General features: G+C 50.7%; 21 protein-coding genes. 11 read left to right on the forward strand and 10 right to left on the reverse strand.

All coding sequences use genetic code 11. The annotated features are described in order from the left end of the window. Positions 1–145 precede the first annotated feature (145 nt). The gene (locus ABD028_RS12435; protein WP_343845242.1) at positions 146–676 is read left to right on the forward strand and encodes a DUF2244 domain-containing protein; all 531 of its coding nucleotides are present in this window, start codon (positions 146–148) and stop codon (positions 674–676) included. A 42-nt stretch (positions 677–718) separates the two neighbouring features. On the opposite strand, the gene rplI is transcribed toward ABD028_RS12435, so the two are convergent. The 3 genes from rplI to rpsF are packed head-to-tail and all read right to left on the reverse strand — an operon-like array spanning position 719 to position 1815. Next, entirely contained in the window at positions 719–1171 is a 453-nt protein-coding gene (rplI, locus tag ABD028_RS12440) for a 50S ribosomal protein L9 (RefSeq protein WP_102798781.1), read from the reverse strand. Between the two features lie 28 nt (positions 1172–1199). Beyond that, positions 1200–1427: a 30S ribosomal protein S18 gene (gene rpsR / locus ABD028_RS12445; protein WP_102798780.1), complete on the reverse strand. Its 228-nt coding sequence runs from the start codon at positions 1425–1427 to the stop codon at positions 1200–1202. A gap of 19 nt (positions 1428–1446) precedes the next feature. Beyond that, a complete protein-coding gene (gene rpsF / locus ABD028_RS12450; protein ID WP_102798779.1) occupies positions 1447–1815 on the reverse strand; it encodes a 30S ribosomal protein S6 in 369 nt (122 codons plus the stop codon). Between the two features lie 286 nt (positions 1816–2101). On the opposite strand from rpsF, the gene ABD028_RS12455 reads away from it, so the two are divergent. After that, positions 2102–3052 (forward strand): GGDEF domain-containing protein, encoded by a 951-nt coding sequence (locus ABD028_RS12455; RefSeq protein WP_343845243.1) that lies wholly within the window; start codon positions 2102–2104, stop codon positions 3050–3052. 10 nt (positions 3053–3062) lie between these two features. Here ABD028_RS12455 and ABD028_RS12460 read toward each other — a convergent pair whose 3' ends face one another. Both ABD028_RS12460 and ABD028_RS12465 read right to left on the reverse strand, forming a co-directional pair. After that, positions 3063–4967 (reverse strand): phytase, encoded by a 1905-nt coding sequence (locus tag ABD028_RS12460; RefSeq protein WP_343845244.1) that lies wholly within the window; start codon positions 4965–4967, stop codon positions 3063–3065. Positions 4968–5021: 54 nt separating this feature from the next. Beyond that, positions 5022–7730, reverse strand: a complete 2709-nt coding sequence (locus tag ABD028_RS12465; protein ID WP_343845245.1) for a TonB-dependent receptor — start codon at positions 7728–7730, stop codon at positions 5022–5024. Positions 7731–8039: 309 nt separating this feature from the next. On the opposite strand from ABD028_RS12465, the gene ABD028_RS12470 reads away from it, so the two are divergent. The 3 genes from ABD028_RS12470 (at position 8040) to ABD028_RS12480 (ending at position 11568) form a co-directional block, all read left to right on the forward strand. Next, a complete protein-coding gene (locus tag ABD028_RS12470; RefSeq protein ID WP_102798775.1) occupies positions 8040–8936 on the forward strand; it encodes a GGDEF domain-containing protein in 897 nt (298 codons plus the stop codon). A gap of 3 nt (positions 8937–8939) precedes the next feature. Further along, positions 8940–9968 carry an AraC family transcriptional regulator gene (locus tag ABD028_RS12475; protein ID WP_343845247.1) on the forward strand — a complete coding sequence of 343 codons (1029 nt, stop codon included), beginning with the start codon at positions 8940–8942 and terminating at the stop codon, positions 9966–9968. 403 nt (positions 9969–10371) lie between these two features. Continuing rightward, complete coding sequence (locus tag ABD028_RS12480) at positions 10372–11568, forward strand: Nramp family divalent metal transporter (RefSeq protein ID WP_343845248.1); 1197 nt, start codon at positions 10372–10374, stop codon at positions 11566–11568. Here the strand turns inward: ABD028_RS12480 and proB are convergent, their stop codons facing one another. Continuing rightward, positions 11569–12687: a glutamate 5-kinase gene (gene proB, locus ABD028_RS12485; protein WP_343845249.1), complete on the reverse strand. Its 1119-nt coding sequence runs from the start codon at positions 12685–12687 to the stop codon at positions 11569–11571. A 79-nt stretch (positions 12688–12766) separates the two neighbouring features. Here proB and ABD028_RS12490 point away from each other — a divergent pair, with 79 nt between their 5' ends. The 5 genes from ABD028_RS12490 (at position 12767) to ABD028_RS12510 (ending at position 18387) form a co-directional block, all read left to right on the forward strand. Then, a complete protein-coding gene (locus ABD028_RS12490; protein WP_102798771.1) occupies positions 12767–13651 on the forward strand; it encodes a 1-acylglycerol-3-phosphate O-acyltransferase, YihG family in 885 nt (294 codons plus the stop codon). Next, complete coding sequence (locus tag ABD028_RS12495; RefSeq protein WP_343845252.1) at positions 13645–14541, forward strand: 1-acylglycerol-3-phosphate O-acyltransferase, YihG family; 897 nt, start codon at positions 13645–13647, stop codon at positions 14539–14541. The genes ABD028_RS12490 and ABD028_RS12495 overlap by 7 nt, the downstream gene beginning before the upstream one ends. Further along, on the forward strand, positions 14542–15801 hold the full coding sequence (locus tag ABD028_RS12500; protein ID WP_425542103.1) for a mechanosensitive ion channel family protein: 1260 nt from the start codon (positions 14542–14544) through the stop codon (positions 15799–15801). A gap of 126 nt (positions 15802–15927) precedes the next feature. Next, positions 15928–17505, forward strand: coding sequence for a beta-N-acetylhexosaminidase (locus ABD028_RS12505; protein WP_343845253.1), 1578 nt, complete (start codon positions 15928–15930; stop codon positions 17503–17505). 111 nt (positions 17506–17616) lie between these two features. Beyond that, positions 17617–18387, forward strand: coding sequence for a hypothetical protein (locus tag ABD028_RS12510; RefSeq protein WP_343845254.1), 771 nt, complete (start codon positions 17617–17619; stop codon positions 18385–18387). 60 nt (positions 18388–18447) lie between these two features. On the opposite strand, the gene ABD028_RS12515 is transcribed toward ABD028_RS12510, so the two are convergent. After that, positions 18448–19500 (reverse strand): aldo/keto reductase, encoded by a 1053-nt coding sequence (locus tag ABD028_RS12515; RefSeq protein ID WP_343845256.1) that lies wholly within the window; start codon positions 19498–19500, stop codon positions 18448–18450. Between the two features lie 159 nt (positions 19501–19659). Here ABD028_RS12515 and murI point away from each other — a divergent pair, with 159 nt between their 5' ends. Then, entirely contained in the window at positions 19660–20472 is an 813-nt protein-coding gene (murI, locus tag ABD028_RS12520; RefSeq protein WP_343845257.1) for a glutamate racemase, read from the forward strand. Here the strand turns inward: murI and ABD028_RS12525 are convergent. From ABD028_RS12525 to ABD028_RS12535, 3 genes are all read right to left on the reverse strand, one after another. Continuing rightward, positions 20461–21543 carry a hypothetical protein gene (locus ABD028_RS12525; RefSeq protein ID WP_343845259.1) on the reverse strand — a complete coding sequence of 361 codons (1083 nt, stop codon included), beginning with the start codon at positions 21541–21543 and terminating at the stop codon, positions 20461–20463. The two genes, murI and ABD028_RS12525, sit on opposite strands and share 12 nt — an antisense overlap. Positions 21544–21604: 61 nt before the next feature. Then, positions 21605–22249, reverse strand: coding sequence for a TIGR02466 family protein (locus tag ABD028_RS12530; RefSeq protein ID WP_343845260.1), 645 nt, complete (start codon positions 22247–22249; stop codon positions 21605–21607). A 155-nt stretch (positions 22250–22404) separates the two neighbouring features. Continuing rightward, positions 22405–22801 (reverse strand): EF-Tu C-terminal domain-related protein (locus tag ABD028_RS12535; protein ID WP_486303259.1); only part of this gene is annotated, 397 nt, incomplete at its 5' end.

The following is a 22801-nucleotide window of genomic DNA, read 5'->3' on the forward strand; positions in this document are numbered from 1 at the left end:
GGGTCGTCCCTGCATAAGCCTTGCGTGAACATCACAGACAGGGTCGTCCCTGTCAGGCGGGATGGGGATTAAAGCAAAATGTCAGAGATTGTGCAAGACTTGAACAGCCTGCACACTTTTTCAGGGTAGCGTTGACGAAACAATTATGGTCTCAATCAGCCACCGCAATGGGGTGAATCAAATCTGCCTGCGCCCCAACCGTTCCGCTTCCTGGTCACAAACCAAATGGCTGATTAGCGGCTTGAGCTGTGTTGCTATTCTAGTGGCACTGGCCTGGAGCCTGGCCGGCGCATGGTTGATCCTGCCTTTTGCAGGCCTGGAAGTGGCATTGCTGGCGGCACTGGCCTTCAAGGTGTGTAAACACACCTATCACCAACAGGTAATCAAGGTATCTGCGCACTGCATTGATGTGCAGTGGGGCCAACATTACCCCAAAAGACGCTGGCAATTTCCACGTGAAAACAGCTTAGTGTTGGTGGAAAAAGCCCGACATTCATTAAGTGGAGACAGGCTGGTATTGTTAGGTAATCAACAGCGTTTACCGATTGGCGAGTACCTTAATCAGGACGACCAACGAAAACTGCTTTCGGCACTCAGAGACTTGCATGTGCCAATCACATTTCGCGGCCAAAACAGCATTGTTGCCATGCCGTCAGAGCCAGAAACAGACAAATAAAAAAGCCGCCCAAAGGCGGCTTTCTCATCAGCACGTTAGCGATTAAGCTTCAGCGATGATAACAACTTTAACCTGAGCAATAACTTCAGAGTGAAGTTGCAGGTCCACCTCGAACTCACCACATTCACGCAGTGTGCCGTGCGGCAGTTTTACTTCAGCTTTGGATACTTCAACACCGGCCGCCGTCAGGGCGTCAGCGATGTCACGAGTACCAACAGAACCGAACAGCTTGCCTTCGTCGCCAGCCGGGGCAGCGATAGTAACTTCAGCCAGTTCAGCCAGTTTGGCGGCACGTGCTTGTGCAGCAGACAATTGCTCAGCAATTTTGGCTTCCAGCTCGGCACGACGCTGCTCGAACTTCTCTACGTTGTCCTTAGTGGCAGGCACAGCCTTACCTTGAGGGAACAGGAAGTTACGGGCAAAACCTGATTTTACGGTGACCTGGTCACCCAAACCGCCCAGGTTGGCGATTTTGTCTAGTAGAATGATTTCCATCTTTGCTACCTCTTAGTTACGCCAACAATTACTTGTGAGAATCAGTGTAAGGCAACAGAGCCAGGAAGCGCGCGCGCTTAATGGCAGTTGACAACTGACGCTGATACTTGGCACTGGTACCGGTAATACGGCTAGGAACGATCTTACCGCTCTCAGTGATGTAGTTTTTCAGCAGGCCAGTGTCTTTAAAATCGATCTGCTGGATGCCTTCTGCCGAGAAGCGGCAGTACTTACGACGTCTGAAAAAACGAGCCATCTTCTAGTCTCCTAATCTGTTATTCCGCGTCAGCTTCTACAGCTGCTCTGTCTTCACGCTTTTCGCGACGCTCTTCTTTAGCCATAGGTGATGGCTCAGTCACAGCGCTCTTAGTACGCATAATCAGATTACGCAGTACGATGTCGTTGAAGCGGAAAGCGGTTTCCAGTTCTTCGATGGCAGCAGCAGATGCTTCAGCATTGATCAGAACATAATGGGCTTTGTGCAGCTTCTCGATGGGGTAAGCCAGTTGACGACGGCCCCAGTCTTCCAGACGGTGAATCTGTCCACCATCGTTCTTGATGATTCCGGTATAACGCTCGATCATACCTGGAACCTGTTCACTCTGGTCTGGATGGACCATAAAAATGATTTCGTAATGACGCATTGGTGCTCCTTACGGTTGTAGCCTCTTGCAGCTCAGCCAGACTGCTTAAGACAAGGAACTAAAATAGTTGGGCTGATCAAGGGCGCGCATTGTATATAAAGCACACTGTCGACACAAGCTTATTTTACCCTGAATGCCCGCTATTAGGCCGTTACGCCCTGACAGGGTGACCATCTGAGACCACCGCCGGTCAGAAACGCCATACAAAGCCGTCAGGTGTCTGATTTGTGATACAGATTTCAGGCGCTTGGCTATGCTTATCACAAACAGGCAGAGATGTTATCCGATGACAGACACAGCCCATAGTGTTGCCCAGCAGCTATTTGAGTTTATCCAGCAAAGCCGGGATGGCTACGCAATTTACGATGTGGATGATCGGCTGTGCTATTGCAACGGCGTTTTCAAAGAGATGTTCTGCATTGAAGGAGCCTACCAGCACCTGAATTTTGCCGATTTGATTCGGCATACCTATGCCATCGGGCGTGGCATCAGGCTGGATACAGATAATATTGAGGTCTGGTTGACCCAGGCCAATGCCAAACGTCGTTCACGGCCGTTTCGACTGTTTGAGGTGGATATGATGGACGGCCGCTGGTTTCTACTCTCGGAGCAGATCCGCCAGGACGGCGCACTGCTGGTACAGGCTAAGGATATTACCAAGCAAAAGGTGATGGAGTCGGAGTTAATACGCTCTGTAGATACCTTGCATCAAATGGCTCTGACTGACGCACTGACAGGTATTGCCAACAGACGCAGCTTTGTCGAGTCGGTGGAGTCAGAGCTGAGCCGCTGCCGGCGGGATACCTCGCTGGTCAGTCAACTGTTACTGGATTTAGACCATTTTAAAAACATTAACGACACATATGGTCACCAGGGCGGCGATGCGGTACTGAAACAAGTCGCCAATACCATTAAGAAGACTCTGCGCCAGTATGATATTTTTGGCCGCATCGGCGGCGAGGAATTTGCCGTATTTCTTGGCAGCACCGATGCACAAACTGCGATGGAGATAGCCCAGCGGCTTTGTCAGGCGGTGGCGGCCAGTACTATTCATCATGGACAAGCACAAATCCGCGTCACCACCTCTATCGGCGTCACCACCCGCGAATGCGACACCAGTTTCGAACAACTTTATCTGGAAGCCGATGACGCCCTGTATCAGGCCAAGCAAGCAGGGCGAAACCGGGTGATAAGTTATCAGCAAGGGCCGGACTCAGGACAAATCGGGCCCGACTGACATATTGCCGCTAATTTTCCAGCACGGCGGTAACCTGTCGCCAATCCACCAACTTAAAGTTTTGCGGGGCGATTGGCATACGGTTGCGACCATCTTGTACCACCAGCAATCCCGCTGGATAGTCTGCACCAAGATTGGCGGATGTCACTTCCAAACCGTCCGTCTCCGATACACCATCCACTCCCGACTGCAAGTCCAGGGCGATACGGAAACGGCCAAGGTAACTGAACTGCTGGTCCAGACCAAAGGCCAGATAGCTGTCATTGCCCTGACTGGACACGATTAACATGGCGTCATTGCCGTTGCGGTAAATCCCCATGCCTTCCACATCGGCATGCAGCAGATCGCCGGTGTGGGCAACTTGTTCCAAAACCGCCGGTTGTGGCTCGGCCTGGGTTCGCCAGATACCTTTAGCCTCCTCGCCCAGATACAACACGCCGGTTGTATCGTCGGCCACACAGCCTTCCGGCTGACTGCTGACGGCAAATTCCCTGACCAGTGTGGCACTCAGGTGATGTTTATCGCCTTCGATACGGTACTGGGCAAAACGTCCATCAGTATCATTGATAAAGACATAATGACCGGTCTTTGATTGATACATACACAGCCCATAGACCTCATTCAGGTCGGTGGCAATATCCTGCAAATGACTGACCCCACCTGATTCAGGGTCAATCGCAAACAGGCTGATGCTATTGTTGGTACGATTGCTGGCCGCCGCCAGGTCGACCCGATTACCACCCACCACAAAATCACCACGTATATCCACATTGTTCAGCCGGCCTACCGGCAACTGCTGGACTAACGTGCCATCCAGTTCATACACCATCAAACCCACACGCTTGTCCGTGCCGAGAATCCGGCTTTGAGCCGGAGCCTGACGATTAAACCAGATTGCCGGATCGTCCGCGGCATCGCCAAAGCGGGCAACCGGGGTGGTTTGTGCGCTCGAACTGACATTGGCAATCCATTCCTGTTTACTTGTATTGCCAGCCTGGTAATCCGCGACCTTAGCCGCTAAATAGGCGTCCTGACTTTCATCGTAAAAGGTCAGAGTCAATCCTTCACTATCCAACTGTGCGCCCAGCGCTTCGGGCTCATCCATACCTTTCAGTTGCCAATGACGGGCGTCTGTATCAGTGCGGTACGCCGACAAACTTCTGGCCTTTGGACTCACCACCAGCAAAGTGCCATCGTCCAGCAAGGCCAAGTCGGTTATCTCTCCCTGAATATCACCAAAAGGGGACAACATGGCCACAGGCTCGCGAACCGGGTCGGCCTCCATGCTGGCAGGATAACGCCATACGCCTACCGATTCTTCGGCTATATACAGGCTGGCACTGGCGCTATCGGCGACACAATCTTTGGCGTTCAGCACACCTGGAAAATCACGCACTTTTACATTCACCAGTTGCTGACGCTGGCCGTCGTAGATAATCCGCTCATGTGCCATCCCTTGCACGTCCACACTGAACAACGACAAGTGACCGCTTTGTGGATGTGCGTAAAGACACAAAGTCTCCAGTTGCGCTTCATCCGCTGGCAGATCCTGCAACAGGCGCAATTCCGGCGTTTGCCAGTCCAGAGCCAACAGCTTGGTCGTGGCAGATTCGTTGTCTATGCTGACAACAATATCCACCAGCTTGCCATTCAGCTTAACCGACGGTTGCCAGGCCAGTGTTTCGAAGTTTCCGGCAAAACGGGCCCTGACCTGCTGTTGTTCATCCAACAACAGCAAACCACGGCTTTCACTGCTGATTAACCAGTACTGACCATTATCGCGAACCAGAGGCTGCACCTGCTGCCCCTCCAGCTTGTCGGCCTGATAAAAAGGCAAGGCCTGAATGACCGCGTCAGCGGCATACGCACCACCAGCCGTAATGGTCAGTATTAGTGCACTAAGCGTCTTTTTCATATGTTACCCATCTCTAATGCAACGGCCGTGTAAACGCACGGCCGTTGCTAAACGTTACAGTGTCCAGTTAAAGCCAAGCTCGAATGTACGACCGTATTCTTCGTACTGCGCGTTGATACTGCGGCGGTCAAAGTAGTGGTAGTAAGGCTCGTCGTTGAGGTTGACGGCGTTAAAGTAGATGTGCATCTGTGGATTGATGAAATATTTACCACTGAAGTCCAGTTGCTGATGCGCATCTTCCATACGCAACATTTCGCCATCAATTTCTTCCAGGTTTTCACTCTTGTGGCTGAGTGTCAGGCGTAAACTCCAGTCATTGTCCTCATAGCCCAGCGTCAGATTGCCCACTTTGTCAGACTGATTGGGCAGGCTGGTTTCAAAGCGCTCACCATCCAGCAAGGTAACCGCCTCAGAATCGGACAAGGTGGCATTGGCGGCAATCAACAAACCGTTGTCGAAACTTTTTACCCAGGACAATTCCAGGCCCTGAACTTTGGCGCTTTCGCCGTTAATTGGCTGGGTGACTTCTGCAAAGCCCTGCCAGGCATCCAGATGCGAGACATCTGCCAGAATCACAAAATTATCGATATCTTTATGGAAATACCCCGCAGACAGCACACCAATACTGCCCGGATAATATTCAATGGACAGGTCCATGTTGTTAGACTCAAACGGCTTCAGTTCCGGATTGCCCACTTCGGCTTCACGTTCAGTATCGAAGCCGCCATCGTCATTTTCTTCGGTTTTAGATTCGATAATCTGAAATGCCGCTGAATCTTCAAATTTAGGTCTGGCAATGGTCTGTGTGTAGGCGAAACGGCCTATCAACTGATCACTAAATTCATAGCGCAGGTTGAGGCTGGGCAGAAGGTGACTGTATTGTTTTTCACCCTGCCAGGCAGTATTGACCACCTTTTCTTCATCGGCCTGCTCATCTTCGATCAGTTCTACCCGCTGACCACTGGTGGAGAAGTCGGTGCGCTCGTAGCGGATCCCCGCCACTACACGTAATTTGTCGATATCCACTTTGGTCATCAGATAAGTGGCAAAGATGTCCTCGTCACTTTGATATGAAGCACCATTGGACTCAAGCTCAGAATCCAGCGCGGCCAGCTCCAGGCTACTTCTGTTGCTGCTAAAGTGGTTACGCATGGCCTGACGGTCCAAACCGCTGCCAAAATCCCCCAATCCCCAAGCAGGTACCGCAGCAGCAAACTGCCCGGCATCCAGATCATCAAAATCACCCTCATAAATAAAGATGTTGGCGTTGGTTTGTTTTTCACGACTACGATACTTACCACCGAATTTAAGCTGGGCGGGATGGCCGGCCATATCGAAATCGCGACTCATATCCAGCTTAAAGCTCAGCTCCTGGTCTTCTGCCAGATTATCTTCAAAAGAGATTTCATCCACTTCATAGTTGGACAGGGATTTTGCTTCAGCATCCTGCACAATGGCCGGAATTTGCCCGCTGAAGTCAGAACTGATGGCAAAGCCATCGCCCTTAAAGCTGTAGTACAAAGCATCAGGCTCGTCTTCCGACGATTCAGCATAGCCAAGTTGATAACTTAAATGCCATTGTTGCAGTTGATGCTCAGCACCAGCAGTGAGCGACAGTATTTCTTGTACTTCATATCTGTCTTTGCTGCCCCGCTCGATTTCTGAGTCATCACCATCGAAAGTGAACGTATTGGCCTGGCGATACTCATCGTCAGAAAAACGGCTGTACAGCGTGCGCAGATAGTACTGATTGTTGAAATCCGGCCGGAAATCCAGATTTAATGCCGCACCGATACGTTCACGGTTAATGGCGTAGTAACGCTGTTCTATTTCATCATCACCATTGCTTTCAATATTGTCCGAGCCGAAATCGCGGTCAAACCAGGACAGCGCCACGGCCACCCCCAAAGAATCCTGCAACCCGGCAAAATCAACCACATCGGTATAGCTACCAGAGACCTTAGGGCTGGTTTCGCTGCGCAGTTCGTTGCGACTGGCCTGCACTGTCAGGCTGGCACTACGACCAGCACGGTCAAAGGCACTCAGGCTTTTTACTTCTACCGAACCACCGATGGCATCGGCATCCATGTCGGGGGTTACAGACTTGGTAACTTCCAACCCTTCGATTAATTCGGAAGGAATTACATCCAGCGCCACCGAACGCACACCGGCTTCAGGCGACGGAATATTCATCCCGTTAATGGTGACATTGTTGAGGTTAGGATCGATTCCGCGAATACCAACAAAACGGCCTTCGCCCTGATCGCGTTCAATTGACAAACCCGGCAGGCGCTGCAAGGCTTCGGCAGCGTTCTGATCGGGAAATTGCCCGATAGCGTCGCTGGAGACGATGGATTTAAGATTGTCAGCGCTGCGCTGCATATTCAATGCACCGGCCTGACCGGCACGTTGCCCGTACACAATCAACTCGTCCAACTTGGGTTCTTTGAGCCCCAGGGTGAAACGTTGTTGCAGGGTTTTACCGTCCTCAATATGGATTGGATGCTCAGTCTTGGGGGCGCCCAGATAACGAATTTCCAGGGTATAGTCGCCTGGCGGCAGGGCATTAAAGCGGAAAGAGCCATCCCCTTTGGTCACAGTGGATAAATTGAGTTCCTTAAGGCGCACACTGGCGCCTTCGAACCATGCCTTGTTTTGTGTGTCTCCAAGTCTGCCTAACAAACTGCCGTCTGCTGCCAGTGCCTGATGACTGAAAAGGGCAGCCAGACAAGCCAGCGCCAGTTTGCTTTTATGTATGTTCATCTGCGAGCCTTATTGCGGTGTGTGTGATGTCGCATGGCAAGCTAGAGGTAAGGCATGACGCTTTTATGACAAAGTTGCGGCCACCACCTTGGTTAAGGGCCAAACTCGGTTAATCAGGCCTTCAATTTTGTCCTTGATGAGCTGAGTTGACCCCCAGCCTTTACCACAGAAGCAGCCTCGCAAACCTGATGTACAGGCCAATGACAGCCACCAGCATCATATAAATGTCATATGCCTGAGCCAAAATGACCCTGCTGTAACTGCTACTGGTGGTTTAGCATCGGCCAAGGTTTTCTGTCTGGACCCGCAATGAATTACTCTCTGTTACCCTTACATAGCAAACGTATCGCTTTGGTGCTTTGCACGGCACTGTCTGCGCTGCTATTGAGTTTCAGCCATGGTGAGATTAAAGCCTGGCAAGTGATTTCCTGGCTGGATGTGGTGGGGGAAGGCGGCATTGCCCTATTGACACTGGTATGGCTGTTTTTCCTGTTTGTCAGCCGCCCGCCAGGCCGGGTCACTGACTTGCTGGTACTGGGCTTGAGCTGTTTTATGTTTTCTGCCCTGCTTGACCTGATGGATGAATTTGTCCGTCACCAGAGTGGCTACTGGTTAAGTCTGGTGGAGTCCATTCCGGCACCCATCGGCATGGTGTTGATGACCTGGGCGTTGTACCAATGGCACCAGGAGCAATTAACCCTGAACCAACAGTTGCGCCGCAGGGAAGCGCAGTCTCGTCAGCACCATCAGGTTGACTGGGTGACCCGCCTGTATGGAGCAGATTACCTGCGTGAGCAGCTCACAAAACATCTGGACGAGGGCGTCAGCAGTTTGTCGGTTTTGATGCTGGATATTGATAACTTTGACCAGTTTAATCGGCGTTATGGTGATCAGGAAGGTGATCGCCTGCTAAGGGAGTTGTCGGAACTGATCCTGATGAATATCAGGCAAACCGACTTAGCCTGCCGCTATGCTGGCGACCGCTTTATTGTACTGCTGCCGGAAACTCAGCGCCCACAAGCCGTGACCCTGGCCGGGCAGATCCTTGAATCGGTGCGCCATTTTGCCTTTAAAACCCGGGAAAGTGGTGAAGCCGTATTCCACACCCTTAGCTGTGCATTGGTCAGTGCGGTGGCAAGCGATCAGGCTGAAGCCTTACTGGACAGACTAAACAGGCAACTAGAGCTGGGCAGAGGAGCAGGCTGACAGGTGAGCAACTTTGCCGCATTGGACGACAAGCAGCTCCCGGCTCATCAGTTGGCCGCCAGTCTGATTGATTTGGCCTGCGCCCGGGGCGTTGACCGAAACCGCCTGCTGCGCGGTACAGGGATTTTCTATGAAGATATCCGCAGCGGAAAACACCGGCTCAGTGCATCACAGTTATTACGACTGATGGCTAACGCCAGGCAATTGATGCCGGGCAAAGACGCCGCATTTTTATTGGGACGGCGCTTATTCCCTGGTGCTCACACCGCTTCTGCCAACCTGCTCATGCATTGCCGCGATCTGGGTGACAGCCTCAGGTTACTGGGGTTGGTTAAAATGCAGCTTTGTCCTTTTATTTATGGGCAACTGCACATTTACAACCAGCGCTGTTATTGGTTGCTGGATGACGCATTTGGCTGCGCTGGTGAGTTTCAGTTTGTACTGGAAGCCTATTGCACGGCGCTGGTTGCTGCCAGTCGTCAGCTGTTTGCCCAACGCGTGCCTTTTCATTTTGACTTTCCCTTCCCCCGTCCCAGGCATATTCAGGAATATGAGGAAAATCTGGGTATCAGATTGAGATTCAACCAGCCCCTGCTTTGCATTAGTTTTGAGCAGAAATATCTGCGCCAACCCTGCATCCAGTTCAGTCAGACCCTTAAATGGCATGCATTACGCCAGCTACGGGCACAGCGCAGCAAGATAAACATGGGCTTTTTGGAAGCCGTCAAACGACAACTGCAACAACATCGGAACATGGCCCTTAGCGAGCTGGCAGAGATATTCAATATCAGTCCAGCAACGTTAAAGCGTCGCCTGAAACAACATGGCGTCAGTTTCAGTCAGCTACAGGATGAGGTTAATCGTCAACAAGCCTTGTTTCTGCTGCATGTGAAAGGCCTGAATAATGAAGCGATTGCGGCAGAGATGGCGTTTAATGATATTCCTAATTTCCGTCGGGCCTTTAAACGCTGGACAGGATCAACACCAAGTCAAGCCCGGCTGGGGTGGAAATTAATTGATTTTTCCGGTTGAAATTTAACCATCCAAGCGTAAAATCTCCGGCCCCTTTAGTGAAAATTTCACTATACTTTCACACTCGTTAAATACTGCGCAGGTAGGCTTAGTGCCGCTGTTGATGAAACAGCATACAGTATTGAAAGGATTTGTATATGCTAGTGCTCACGTTACTTTTTGCAGTTGTTATATTTTTGTTGTTGTATTCTCTGGCCCAGGACAAGGGCAAGAACACCAAGTACTTCCGCAACACGGATGACGCACTGAGTACTGAGGTGTCACTGAAAAAGAAACCCCTGCGGATGGGTGATTCGTTGTTTTAAGTTTTGATTCTGCCGGACGTTATTGTCCGGCAGACTTTCCTTCCCTGCTTACCCTGTTATCCTGACTTTCTGTCTTTTTCTATCACAAGGTTGACTGCATGCGATTTGGTGCAGGATTACTGGTCACCGCAGCCTTTATCGGCCCGGGTACTATTACCACGGCCAGTTTAGCCGGGGCGAATTACGGCTTCAGTCTGTTATGGGTGTTATTGTTTGCCATATTTGCCACCCTGATTTTGCAAAACATGGCCGCCAAGCTGGGGCTGGCGACAGGTAAAGGTCTGGCCGAATCCCTGCGCGAGCAGCTTCCGTTCAGACCCGCGCGAGTAATCAGCACCGTTCTGGTGATCAGCGCCATTGGTGTCGGTAGTGCTGCCTATGAGGCCGGTAACCTGACTGGCGCCGCCCTGGGCATGAACGCGATGTTTGCTGGCCCGTTAAAGACTTGGGCGGTGTTGCTGGCCCTGTTGGCGGGATTGCTGCTATACAGCGGCAAGTATGTTGTGCTGGAAAGAGCGTTGATTCTGTTAGTGGCAATTATGAGCCTGGTCTTTATTACTACCATGCTGTTGTCCAAACCCGATCCTGTCGCAATGTTTAGTGGGTTATTGCAGCCAAGGATTCCCGACGGTTCATTGACCACATTGCTGGCACTGGTTGGCACGACGATTGTGCCTTATAACCTGTTTTTACATGCCAGTCTGATGGCCAAGCGCAGCACACCAGACTGGCAACAGGCGTTACCGGCCATGAAGCTGGACAGTGGCCTGTCAATTGGTCTGGGTGGACTGGTCACGCTGGCCATTGTAGCAACGGCCAGCGCCGCTTTTTTTGGTCAGGAAATGGCCAAAGGCCCACTCAATGCCGCCAGTATGGCAAACCAACTGGAGCCGCTTCTGGGGCCGGCAGCCCAGTACTTTTTTGCCACCGGTCTGTTTGCAGCAGGCTTGACCAGCGCCATTACCGCGCCTCTGGCGGGTGCTTTTGCGGTGTGCGGCATGTTGGGTTGGTCAACCGCATTGGATTCAAAACCCTTTCGCCTGGTGTGGCTGACGATTTTATTATGTGGTGTATTGGGTGCCAGCCTGTCGCTTAGCCCATTGGCATTGATTCTGTTTGCTCAGGCCACCAATGGCCTGCTGTTACCAATAATTGCCCTGTACCTGCTATGGTTGATGAACCGCAGCAGTTTATTGGGCGAACACACCAACGGGCCTGGTACTAACATTTTGGCTGGCGCCGTGGTGGTGTTTCTGTTTTGTTTAAGCGGCTACAAACTGTATTCCTTGCTGTAATCAAAGTAGCACCAGATCGTCCCTATGTATTGCCACATCGTGGCTGGCATACCCCAGCAAGGCTTCCACCTGCTGGCTCTGGGCACCTTTGATGCTAGTTAAATCATCAGCGTCAAACAGGCTCAGGCCGATAGCAAGCAATTCCGAATCATGCCAAATTTCCAGGGCATCACCTGCTGCAAAATGACCTTCCACCGACAGGATCCCTACCGGCAACAACGAGGCGCCCCGGGTCACCAGGGCTTGCCTCGCGCCTGAATCTATCTGCAATTTGCCTTTCGCTTTGAGGCTGTGGCGTAGCCATTGTTTCTTGGCCTTACTGCGCGACAATGCAGGGTGAAATAAGGTGCCTGGCACTTGCCCCTGACCTAAGGCGGCATAAGAGCTGGTCTTATGGCCATTAACAATCAGAGTCTGAATACCATTGGCACTGGCTTTTTTAGCTGCCTGGAGTTTAGTCAGCATACCGCCGGTTCCGACAGTGGAACCACTGCCACCGGCCAGTGCCATAATATCCCGGCTAACGTCACTCACCGATGTAAGCAGTTGGGCACCAGGATTTTTACGTGGGTCAGCATCGTAAAGCCCATCCACATCAGTACAGATCATCAGGGTGTCGGCTTCTGCCACCAGTGCTACCAGTGCACCTAAGTTATCATTATCGCCAAACTTCAACTCCTCGGTGGCCACCGAGTCATTCTCATTAACAATGGGTATTATCTGATGGGCCAGTAGCTCGCGTAATGTGCTTTTGATATTCAGATATCTGTCGCGATCGCGAATATCGCCATGAGTCAGAAGAATCTGCGCGGTAGGAAAGTCAAACAAGCGTGCCCAGTTAGCCATCATTCGGGTTTGCCCCACCGCCGCCATCGCCTGCTTTTGCGCCAGGGTCGGCTTTCCATCAATTGGCATAGCATTGCGGCCAGCGGCCACCGCACCGGATGACACCAGAACCACTTCTTTGCCCTGACGGCGACTGGCATTAATAAACTGTGCCAGCGCCAGTAAATGCTCGGTACGACAACCCTGTCCATCCGGTGCGATCAGTGCACTGCCAACCTTGATAACCGCACGCTGCCAGGTGAAAGAATTGGGTTGCTCGATACTGTGACTCATAGGTCTGTCCGGATTAACTTTGAGATATAACGAGGGTGCGCATAAAATACGTTGCTTATTCGGTCAAAGGCAATATCAAATGTGGCGAATTTTCATAGGTTTGTTGTCGATAATTGGTTATACCGTCAACACCTTGGTGTGGTTTATTCCCATCATGCTGTTTTCTGTGCTGAAACTTATACCCTTGGCCAGTTGGCAGCGCCTGGTCAGTCGCATTCTGGACGGTTGTGCATCGGCCTGGGTCAGAGTCAACAGCCTGAACCAGAATCTGTGCAGTAAGGTTGATTGGGATGTTCAGGGACTGGACAACCTCAAGCGCAGGGAATGGTATCTGGTGATTGCCAACCACCAGTCCTGGGTAGACATTCTGGTATTGCAACGCATTTTCAGTGGGCGCATCCCTTTTCTCAAATTTTTCCTCAAAAAAGAGCTGATTTGGGTTCCCGTGCTGGGACTGGCGTGGTGGGCGTTAGACTTTCCGTTTATGCAAAGGTACAAGAAAGCCTTTTTGGAAAAGCACCCGCATTTAAAAGGCAAAGATTTGGAAACCACCAAACGCGCCTGCGAAAAGTTTCGCCACAAGCCTGTGAGCATCATGAACTTTGTTGAAGGTACCCGGCTGACAAGAAATAAACAGCAAGCCCAGCAAAGTCCATTTCAGCACTTGCTTACGCCAAGAGCCGGTGGCATTGCTTTTGTGCTGAACGCGATGGGCGACAAGCTGCATCAGTTATTGGATGTGACTATTCACTATCCACAAGGTGTGCCCAGTTTCTGGGACTTTGTTTGCGGTAAGGTCAAACAGATTCAAGTCAGGGTGAGTATTATGTCGCTGGATAATCTGATGTCAGCCAGCTATTTTGACAACCCTGAACAACGTCAGCAATTTCAGCAATGGCTGAACAGCCGTTGGCAACTTAAAGACGATACCATCAAGCAACTTGTTATGGAGCGCCAATGCTGAGCCGCCTGCCTGGTTTTGTGATTTTACCAATCCATGCTGTGCTGCAGATTCTGAACCTGGGGTGGTGGGGTTCCCTGATCATTTTACTCGGCCTGCTTAAGCTTATCAGCCCCTTCAGTTGGTTGACCTTTAGCCTCAACAGGATGCTGAATAGTGCCTTGAGTGGCTTCGCCCTTTGTGCGGTGGGCCTGATCAACCTGTTCAACAATGTAGAATGGGATTACCAGATCGAAGGTGAATTACAAAAGCACAGCTGGTATCTGGTGATGGCCAATCATATCAGTTGGCTGGATATTATTTTGCTGATGCACTTTTCCTGCGGGCGTATTCCTGCCTCCAAGTTTTTTATTAAGCAGGAACTGATTTGGATGCCTTTTATTGGCCTTGGTGCCTGGGCGCTGGATATGCCCTTTATGCGACGTTACAGTGCTGACTTTTTAAGCCGGCACCCACATCTAAAAGGCAAAGATTTGGAAGCAACACGACGCTCCTGTGAAAAGTTCCGTACTATCCCCACCACGGTGATCAACTTTGTGGAAGGCACCCGCTTTACAGAGCAAAAGCAGCGAGCTAAAAACAGCCCCTACCACCATTTACTCACCCCTAAGGCTGGCGGCGTGGCCTTTACCCTGGCCAGCATGGGGGAATTATTCAGTCATATTATTGATGTGACCCTGCTCTACCCCCAGAACCGGCGACATGTCATGATGGATATGCTCAGCGGCCGTCTGACAAAAGTGGTATTGCGCGCCAGGGCCATTCCCTTGCAGTCTGCATTGCTTGGCGACTACCAGGCGGATCAGCAATTCCGCGAGAACTTTCAGCTTTGGCTAAATGGTCTTTGGCAAAGCAAGGACCGTCTTATACAAAAACTAATGGATGCTAATTAAGTGACAGAAAAACCAACGCAAATCAGCCAGCTTATCCTGGACAGCATTAGTGAGTGGGGGCTGGATCTCAGTTCTGCCTCCCCCTTGTTTACCTTGTTCTCTCTGCTGATTCTGCTGGGGCTTTGCTGGTTGGCGTTCAAGGTGACCCGGCGCTTGTTCAGCGGCAAGCTGACCCGTTTTATCCTGGCAACCAAGGCCACCTGGGATGATGAGCTGCAGCGGCATAACTTCTTTAAGCGCGGTGCGCATCTGGTGCCGGGCGTACTGCTCTATTTGCTCAGTCCGTTGCTGTTTGCCCATACCCCGATGCTGTTGGTGCTGCTGCAGAAATTGGCATTCATTTATATCCTGCTGACAGCGGTGATGCTGCTGAGCGCCATTCTGAATACCATTGAAGATATCTATGAAGCATCCAGACTGTCTCAACGGGTACCCATTACCGGTTTTATCCAGGTGGGCAAGCTGGTACTGGCGTTAATCGCTGTGATTCTGATCGTGTCCAACCTGCTGGAAAAGTCACCGGTATTAATTATTTCCGGCCTGGGTGCCGCCGCAGCCATTCTGCTGTTGGTCTTTCGCGATACCATATTAGGCTTTGTGGCTGGTGTGCAGATTGTTGCCAACCGTATGGTGAACAACGGCGACTGGATTGAATTGCCTAAGTACGGCGCCGACGGCACGGTACTGGAGTTGGGGCTGACCACGGTTAAAGTTCGCAACTGGGACAACACCATCTCCACTGTCCCCACTTATGCCCTGATTGGCGATTCAGTAAAAAACTGGCGTGGCATGCAGGAGTCTGGTGGGCGCAGAATTAAGCGCGCCATCAATATTGATATACAAAGCATTAAATTCTGTGATCAGGAGATGCTGGATAACTGGGAAAAAATTCGTTTTATCAAAGATTATATCAGCGAGAAAAAGCGCGAGCTGGCCAAGTACAATCAGGACAACAGTATCACCGAACAAGACCTGCTGAATGCCAGACGTTTAACCAATATAGGCACCTTTCGCGCTTACATGGTCAGGTATTTGCAACATCATCCCAAACTTAATCAGGATATGACCCTGATGGTGCGCCAACTTGCCCCTACTGAGCTGGGCCTGCCGCTGGAAGTCTACTGTTTTAGCGCAGATAAGAACTGGGTGAGTTATGAGGGAATTCAATCGGATATTTTCGATCACTTCCTGGCCATGCTGCCGGCTTTCGGTCTGCGTGCTTACCAGCGAGTCAGTGACCGACCCAGCAATCACAATTAAACACCACCGGTTGTCGTTGGTTCTGTCAGGCTAAGCGACCGTTGGCCTTGACTGGTTTGTCTGCTGCTGTAATTTGTGTAGTGAAGGGTAATAATTTCAAGACCTTATACAAAGAACCGGAGGCAGATGAGCCCTATGTTAAAAACCACTATCACTTTTTTTGCCGCTTTTCTGCTGCTGGCTTGTCAGCCAGAGCAGATAAAACAACAGGATACCGGCTCTCACTCCACCGGCAGCCAGGGTAAACAAGTACAATTGGTTCCCAACCCTGCCATGGTAAAGCCCGGTTCCGGTCAACTCACTCTGCCCAGCACCGTCTCTGTCAGTGCCTCGCCTGATGCTCCGGACAGCCTAGCTGCCCTCGGTGAGCTGCTGGCTCAACTAGGGGTAAGTCAAAGCCCAAATGACAACGCTATCATCCGGCTGGTGATTGATCCCAACCTCAGTCTGGGTGAAGAAGGCTATCAATTGGCAATTGAAGAAAATGTAACCATTAAAGCGGCCACAGATACCGGGCTTTTTTATGGAGTACAGAGCCTGCGCCAGTTACTGCCGGCCGTGCCACAGGCAAGCTACACACTTCCTCAGGTTTTTATTAGTGACCAGCCACAGTATGCCTGGCGTGGCAGCATGCTGGATGTAGCGCGCAATTTCTTTAGCCTGGACTACCTGAAACAGCATGTGGATCGCATGGCCGCCTTCAAACTGAATAAACTGCACCTGCATCTTACCGATGATCAGGGCTGGCGATTGGAGATTAAGAGCTGGCCGAAGCTCGCTACAGTTGGAGGGTCAACGCAGGCGGGCGGTGGCCCGGGTGGTTACTACACACAGGAACAAATGCGGGAACTGGTGGATTATGCCGCGCGCAGACAGGTTGAAATTATCCCGGAAATCGATCTTCCCGGTCACACTCAGGCAGCTATTGCATCTTACAACGAACTGGCCTGCGACTATGTGGTTAACAGCCCGGCACAGAATCAGTGCACAGATGTGACCGGTGCAGCCCGTTTGGCGCTTTATGAAGGCACATGCGTGGGCTTCAGCGCCTTATGTACCAGCGAAAAACCCGACCTGACATACCAGTTTGTGCGGGATGTGCTGACAGAAGTGGCTGCCATCTTTCCGACTAAATATCTGCATATTGGCGGGGACGAAGTATTAAACGAAGAAAAGGCCAGTTTTGCCGGCTTTATCACCGAAGTAGACCGTATCGTTGCCTCTCTGGACCGGGAACTATTGGCCTGGGAAGAAGCTTCTGTTGGGGATATACGCGCGTCCTCTCTATTGCAACTGTGGAACGATCAATACAACATCCAACCCGCCCTGGATAAAGGCATTCATCTGGTTCTGTCGCCTTGTAGTTATACCTATCTGGATCACGGCAATTACGACGGTCAGCCCAATACTTATACCTGGTGTGCCAAGCAGGGCATTCCTCTGGCGAGAGTATACAGTCTGACCCCGGAGGATTATCCTCAGGCCGTCGGGGTGGAAGGTCCGATGTGGTCAGAACTGGTCAGGGACAGTGCCACGGCCGATAACCGTATGTGGCCACGCCTGACCGCCATTGCTGAAGTGACCTGGACACCAAAACAACAGCGCAATTATACGGCTTTTACCAAACGCCTTTCAGCCTTGCAGGGGCATCTTGACCGCCTGCAAATACAATATTACCCGGAGCCAGATGTAAACTGGCGGTAATGGAGCCCTTTTTAAACGGGGATAATAGCTAAGTGCAGGGAAGCAATTACCTATTTAAGCAAAATTGGTATGATAAGGCATTCGTGCCTAGATTTGCCTTAGAGGGGAGCCATGTCCAAAACAGATGATATGCCCAGCATCCAGCTGGAACAGGAAGACAGAGAGGCTTACCTGCATAAACGCAGCAAGCAGCCCAAAGATGAAAAAGCCAATACGGTGGAGGTTGCTGCACCGGCGGGCAAAAGCGCTGCAGGGCGTGGCCTGGTATTTTTCGTACTGCTGCTGGCATTAGCAGCATTGGCAGGCAATGGCTGGCTGTATCAGCAACTTCAGCTTGAGAAACAGCATTTGCAAAGTGCCAGTGCCCGCATTGAAGACCTGGAAGGCAAACTTTCGGCGACGGGCGAGGAAATGGGCGAATCGACTGTGGCGTTGCAGGCCAAGCTGAAAGCCGTGACTGAAAAAACCGACGAACTCTGGCAGCAAATGGATAAACTCTGGGCCTCAGCCTGGCGTAAAAACCAATCGGAAATCAAAGACTTGTCCACCAGCCTGAGCGCGTTGGAAAAGCAGCAGCAAGGCACGCTTGAAAAGACCCGCTTGTTGGAGTCGGACATTTCTCTGGGTACCACCAGATTGGCAGCCATTGAGGAACAATTCAGTAAACTGCAAAACAGTCATGATACCTTGCATACCAGTCTGATGAAGCTGAGCTCGGCACAGCCTAAATTCAACAGTCAACTGGATGAGCTAAAAGGTAAACTGCGTGACAGTCAGCAGCATATTCAGGATCTGGGTTTGCGTATCACTCAGTTGGAAAACTTAATCCAGGGCCCTACAGCGGCCGTATCTCCAGATACGCTGAGCACAAGCGGCGGGTAACAGTTACAGATACAAGACCAATGCCGTTCATAGTGAACGGCATTTTTGTTTAGAGGGACGTTAAAAAGGCATGGGATAGCGCTTCTGTACTTTATCAATAGCCGCCATTTGTTCATCACTGAGGGGAATCGAAAACGCCTGGATATCTTCCTGTAATTGCGCCAGGCTGGTAGCGCCAATGATGGTCGATGTCACACCATCCACCTGATGACACCAGGCCAGCGCCAACTGACTTGGGGTGATGGCAAAAGAGGCTGCCAGCTCTACATATTCTGCAATCGCAGCTCTGGACTGCTCAGTGTCCCTGAATAAGCCGTTTCGCTGCATCAAGGTCCAGCGACTTCCTGGTGGGCGCTGTCCCTTGAGATACTTACCACTTAACATACCCCCACCCAATGGTGACCAGGGCAGATATGCCACGTCTGCGTGCACGCAGTGTTCAATCAGGTAAGGCCAGTCCTTAGTGTGCAATAAATTGAATTCATTCTGGATGGAGACCATGCGCGGTAAGTCATGTTTTTCGCTAAGACGCAGATATTCGCTTATGCCCCAGGTGGTATCGTCTGACAAACCACAGTGACGAATTTTTCCGGCTTGGATACAGCTCGCCAGTGCCTGCAGAATGTCCAGCATTTGGTCACTATGTTGTTCAGCATTCACTTCTGAAAATTTCAGTTTTCCAGGCCATTGTTTGCCAAAATGCGGGGTCGTACGATTTGGCCAGTGTAGCTGATATAGGTCGATGTAGTCTGTCTGCAGTCTTAACAATGACGCATCCACAGCTTCTATAATGGCTCGTCCGCTGATATCGCCACCGCCGCGAATATAAGACAGGCCGTTACCTGCTATTTTGGTGGCAATCACCAGCTCCTGGCGCTTTGCCGAATGTCGCTTCAGCCAGTTACCCAATATACGTTCTGTGCTGCCATAGGTTTCTGCTGTCGGCGGTACCGCATACATCTCAGCAGTATCAATAAAGTTGATGCCCTGTGCCACGGCATAGTCTAACTGCTCATCAGCATCAGCCTGATTATTCTGTTTCCCCCAGGTCATGGTTCCCAGACACACTCTGGATACCTGAAGGTTGCTGCTGCCTAATCTGGTGAATTGCATTGTTTTCCTCTTTGCTTAGCCACCGCTTTACTCTGTGGCAATTCGAATAAAATCCAAGGGTAAATCTATTAATGTCGTGAATTTACAGACCAATGGCAGGGATAGCATTGAAGCCCTGAAGGATATAACATTTGTGTTTGTTTGTTTGCTTTCAACCCTATGCCCGAAGATCCAGCTCCGGACCTTAATCATCTCCCCATCGGCGTTTTCGACTCCGGCCTGGGAGGCCTGTCGGTATTGCAGGAAATCAGGCATCATTTGCCCGCCGAGCACCTGATTTATGTAGCTGATTCCGCCCATGCTCCTTATGGACGGCGATCCACACAGGACATTCTCAAGCGCTGTATTGTCATTCGGGATTTTCTTTATCATCAATCCTGTAAGGCCATGGTGGTGGCCTGCAATTCCGCCACTGCCATCTGTATTGACACCTTGAGAGCCACCAGTCCCTTCCCGGTCATTGGTATTGAGCCAGCTATTAAGCCAGCGGCTTTAGCCAGCAGCAGCGGCAAAATAGGTCTGCTGGCCACCCAGGCGACATTGGAAAGTAATAGATTCCAATCGCTTTTACAGGCTTGGGCTGGCCAATGCAAAGTCTTCGCTGTTCCCTGTCCGGGTTTTGTTGAGTGCATTGAGCGAGGCGACCTTAACGGTCCGCAAGTACGTGCACTGGCCAGCCCAGTTATTCAGGACATGCTGTGCCAGGGAGTTGATACCCTGGTGCTGGGTTGCACACATTACCCTTTCTTGATCCCATTACTTACAGACCTCAGCAATGGTCGGCTGAATATTATTAATCCGGCGCCAGCAGTTGCCAGACAATTGCAGCGTCGTTTGCATGACAACAACTTGCTGAATGTGAGCGGTAGTTCAGGACAAACCCACTTCTACTCCAGCAGTCTGACAGCACACACGGCAGCCATCATTAGCCAACTCTGGGGGCAGCGAGCGGATGTTCAACTAATGCGCTGAGACATGCTGCTGCTCTCGCAAGCGCGCTAGCTCCTGTTTGATTTCTTTAAGCTCTCTCTCCATCTCCAGGCGAGATTCCACCATCTCATTGGCAACTGCCGCCAGGGATCGAAATTCAGCAAATCCCAGCTTTCTCTCATCCAGGCGTTGATATTCCCGCTTACATCGATAAAAAAACTGAATGAATGCCGAGAAAGCCCGCTGAAAGGTAACAAAACTCTGTATTAATAACAGTAGTAAAGCGAACAATGTCATGCTCATAATTAGCATGCCGTTTCGTTCAACCTCGCGTTGCTGCTCTGCCAGTATGGGCTGCAAAGCCAATTCCAGACGTGTTAGTCGTTGTTCCAGCAAATGAGCCTGAGCACGAAACTGCCCTTTTAAACCTAGTTCATGGTTTAAACCAATTTGCCGGTTAGACTCCACCAATTGTAAAAAGCCTTGCTGATAGCGTTGTAAAAGAGGCACTAAAGTGTCACGCGCGGCGCTTTGGCTGACGGCAGATTCAAGCTGTTCATAAACAGCCTGCTGCCGCTGGGCATACTCCATGCGCTTACGTAACATAAAGTCTTTTTCGCTGCGCCGCATTTGCAATAGCAATATCTGCCACTGTGCCTGATCACTCAATTGTGTTTCCAGTGCATGAATGGCCTGGCGAAAGCGTCCCTGCTCACCTTGTTGCTCATCAAAGCCAATACGTGATTGCAGTTCTACCAATTTGTCAAAACGCCTTTGATAGACAAACAGAGCGTCCAACATGCCCTGCACTTGTTGTACGGGCAACGTCAGCGAATTCATCTGCTCTGATAGCGCAGCAAGCTGCGCAGCCAGACTGGCCGCCCGTTCATTAAGTTGCTCCGCATAGCGCATGTCAAAACGCAACAAGAAGTCCTTCTCATGTCGGCGCATTTGCAATAACTCATTATTGAGTTGCACCAATTGCAGGCGTTGTTGGTTCAGTTCAATCAGTCTTTGCGTTGAATGGAACTGGCTTATCATCAGCAACAGCATACCCAGCACACAAACCAGAATAATCAGCAGCAAGCGATACTTTATGGAATTTAACTTCATTAGCGGCTCCAAAACGCAACCCGCTACAGCTTAGCAGGCAATTATGAAGCTATAGTGGCGATCACCTCACATAGATATTGAAACTGACGGAAATGCGGGTCGCCTGGCTGCGATTAGGCATCACAGCATGAGATACATGCGACCTGAACAGCATCAGCCGATTTTCTATCGGTGCGTAGCTGGTTTCATAATTTTCAATACTGCCCTGAGGGTTGGGGACAGCGGTCTGCATATTGGGATGATAGAACTTGATATCTCCGCAACCTGGCGGGGCGGACAAATAAAACACGCCGCTAAGGAAAGAGGGATGAATAGCATGCACATGATTGTGCACTTCCTGGCTATCACCAGGAGCATAGAAGTTAAACCAGCTCTCGCGCACTTCTACCCCCTGCGCCTGCGGATAGAGTTTACTCAGAAATGCGCCAGCATGTTTCACCAGATAATCATGGAACTGCTGTAACTGATACTTTTGGATAACCTGACGATGTTCCGGTTGCCTGGATTGAATATACGATCTTTCCAGGCTGTCACTTCTGCTCAGAATTTCTGTGTATTCCTTATCAACCACGGCCTGCAATTCATCCCGAATCGCAGCAATTTCCTGCAATTCAGGATCATGGTGATAGATGGCGGTTGGGAACCAAAGCTCAATTTTCATTTGTTTTATCAGGTCGTTCTGCTCTATGCTGTTATTGATATTCACATACTTTCGGTATCAGCACGAGCATCAATATAAGGCAGAGCAACAGCAGCGAAAGTTTGAACCGGCATAAAAGCTTATTTTATCTATTAGCGCTTTTAGCCATCACAAAAAAAAGGCTCCCGAAGGAGCCTTTTCAATCATTTAAGCAATCAGAATTACTCAACGATTTTAGATACTACGCCAGCACCTACAGTACGACCACCTTCACGGATGGCGAAACGCAGACCTTCGTCCATGGCGATTGGGCAAATCAGCTCAACAACAAACTTCAGGTTGTCGCCTGGCATAACCATTTCAACACCTTCTGGCAACTGGACAGAACCAGTTACGTCAGTGGTACGGAAGTAGAACTGAGGACGGTAGCCTTTGAAGAATGGCGTGTGACGGCCACCTTCGTCTTTGCTCAGTACATATACTTCTGCTTCGAACTTGGTGTGTGGCTTGATTGAACCAGGCTTACACAGTACCTGACCACGCTCAACTTCATCACGCTTAGTACCACGCAGCAGCGCACCAATGTTCTCACCTGCACGACCTTCGTCCAGCAGCTTA

This window comes from Bowmanella denitrificans, assembly GCF_039522935.1.
In the GTDB taxonomy this organism is placed as follows: domain Bacteria; phylum Pseudomonadota; class Gammaproteobacteria; order Enterobacterales; family Alteromonadaceae; genus Bowmanella; species Bowmanella denitrificans.

What these genes read in the sequence shown, in the direction of transcription:
- ABD028_RS12435 (WP_343845242.1), top strand. Translation starts at nt 146, where the DNA reads ATGGTCTCAATCAGCCACCGCAATGGGGTGAATCAAATCTGCCTGCGC.
- rplI (WP_102798781.1), bottom strand. Translation starts at nt 1,171, where the DNA reads ATGGAAATCATTCTACTAGACAAAATCGCCAACCTGGGCGGTTTGGGT.
- rpsR (WP_102798780.1), bottom strand. Translation starts at nt 1,427, where the DNA reads ATGGCTCGTTTTTTCAGACGTCGTAAGTACTGCCGCTTCTCGGCAGAA.
- rpsF (WP_102798779.1), bottom strand. Translation starts at nt 1,815, where the DNA reads ATGCGTCATTACGAAATCATTTTTATGGTCCATCCAGACCAGAGTGAA.
- ABD028_RS12455 (WP_343845243.1), top strand. Translation starts at nt 2,102, where the DNA reads ATGACAGACACAGCCCATAGTGTTGCCCAGCAGCTATTTGAGTTTATC.
- ABD028_RS12460 (WP_343845244.1), bottom strand. Translation starts at nt 4,967, where the DNA reads ATGAAAAAGACGCTTAGTGCACTAATACTGACCATTACGGCTGGTGGT.
- ABD028_RS12465 (WP_343845245.1), bottom strand. Translation starts at nt 7,730, where the DNA reads ATGAACATACATAAAAGCAAACTGGCGCTGGCTTGTCTGGCTGCCCTT.
- ABD028_RS12470 (WP_102798775.1), top strand. Translation starts at nt 8,040, where the DNA reads ATGAATTACTCTCTGTTACCCTTACATAGCAAACGTATCGCTTTGGTG.
- ABD028_RS12480 (WP_343845248.1), top strand. Translation starts at nt 10,372, where the DNA reads ATGCGATTTGGTGCAGGATTACTGGTCACCGCAGCCTTTATCGGCCCG.
- proB (WP_343845249.1), bottom strand. Translation starts at nt 12,687, where the DNA reads ATGAGTCACAGTATCGAGCAACCCAATTCTTTCACCTGGCAGCGTGCG.
- ABD028_RS12490 (WP_102798771.1), top strand. Translation starts at nt 12,767, where the DNA reads ATGTGGCGAATTTTCATAGGTTTGTTGTCGATAATTGGTTATACCGTC.
- ABD028_RS12495 (WP_343845252.1), top strand. Translation starts at nt 13,645, where the DNA reads ATGCTGAGCCGCCTGCCTGGTTTTGTGATTTTACCAATCCATGCTGTG.
- ABD028_RS12505 (WP_343845253.1), top strand. Translation starts at nt 15,928, where the DNA reads ATGAGCCCTATGTTAAAAACCACTATCACTTTTTTTGCCGCTTTTCTG.
- ABD028_RS12510 (WP_343845254.1), top strand. Translation starts at nt 17,617, where the DNA reads ATGTCCAAAACAGATGATATGCCCAGCATCCAGCTGGAACAGGAAGAC.
- ABD028_RS12515 (WP_343845256.1), bottom strand. Translation starts at nt 19,500, where the DNA reads ATGCAATTCACCAGATTAGGCAGCAGCAACCTTCAGGTATCCAGAGTG.
- murI (WP_343845257.1), top strand. Translation starts at nt 19,660, where the DNA reads ATGCCCGAAGATCCAGCTCCGGACCTTAATCATCTCCCCATCGGCGTT.
- ABD028_RS12525 (WP_343845259.1), bottom strand. Translation starts at nt 21,543, where the DNA reads ATGAAGTTAAATTCCATAAAGTATCGCTTGCTGCTGATTATTCTGGTT.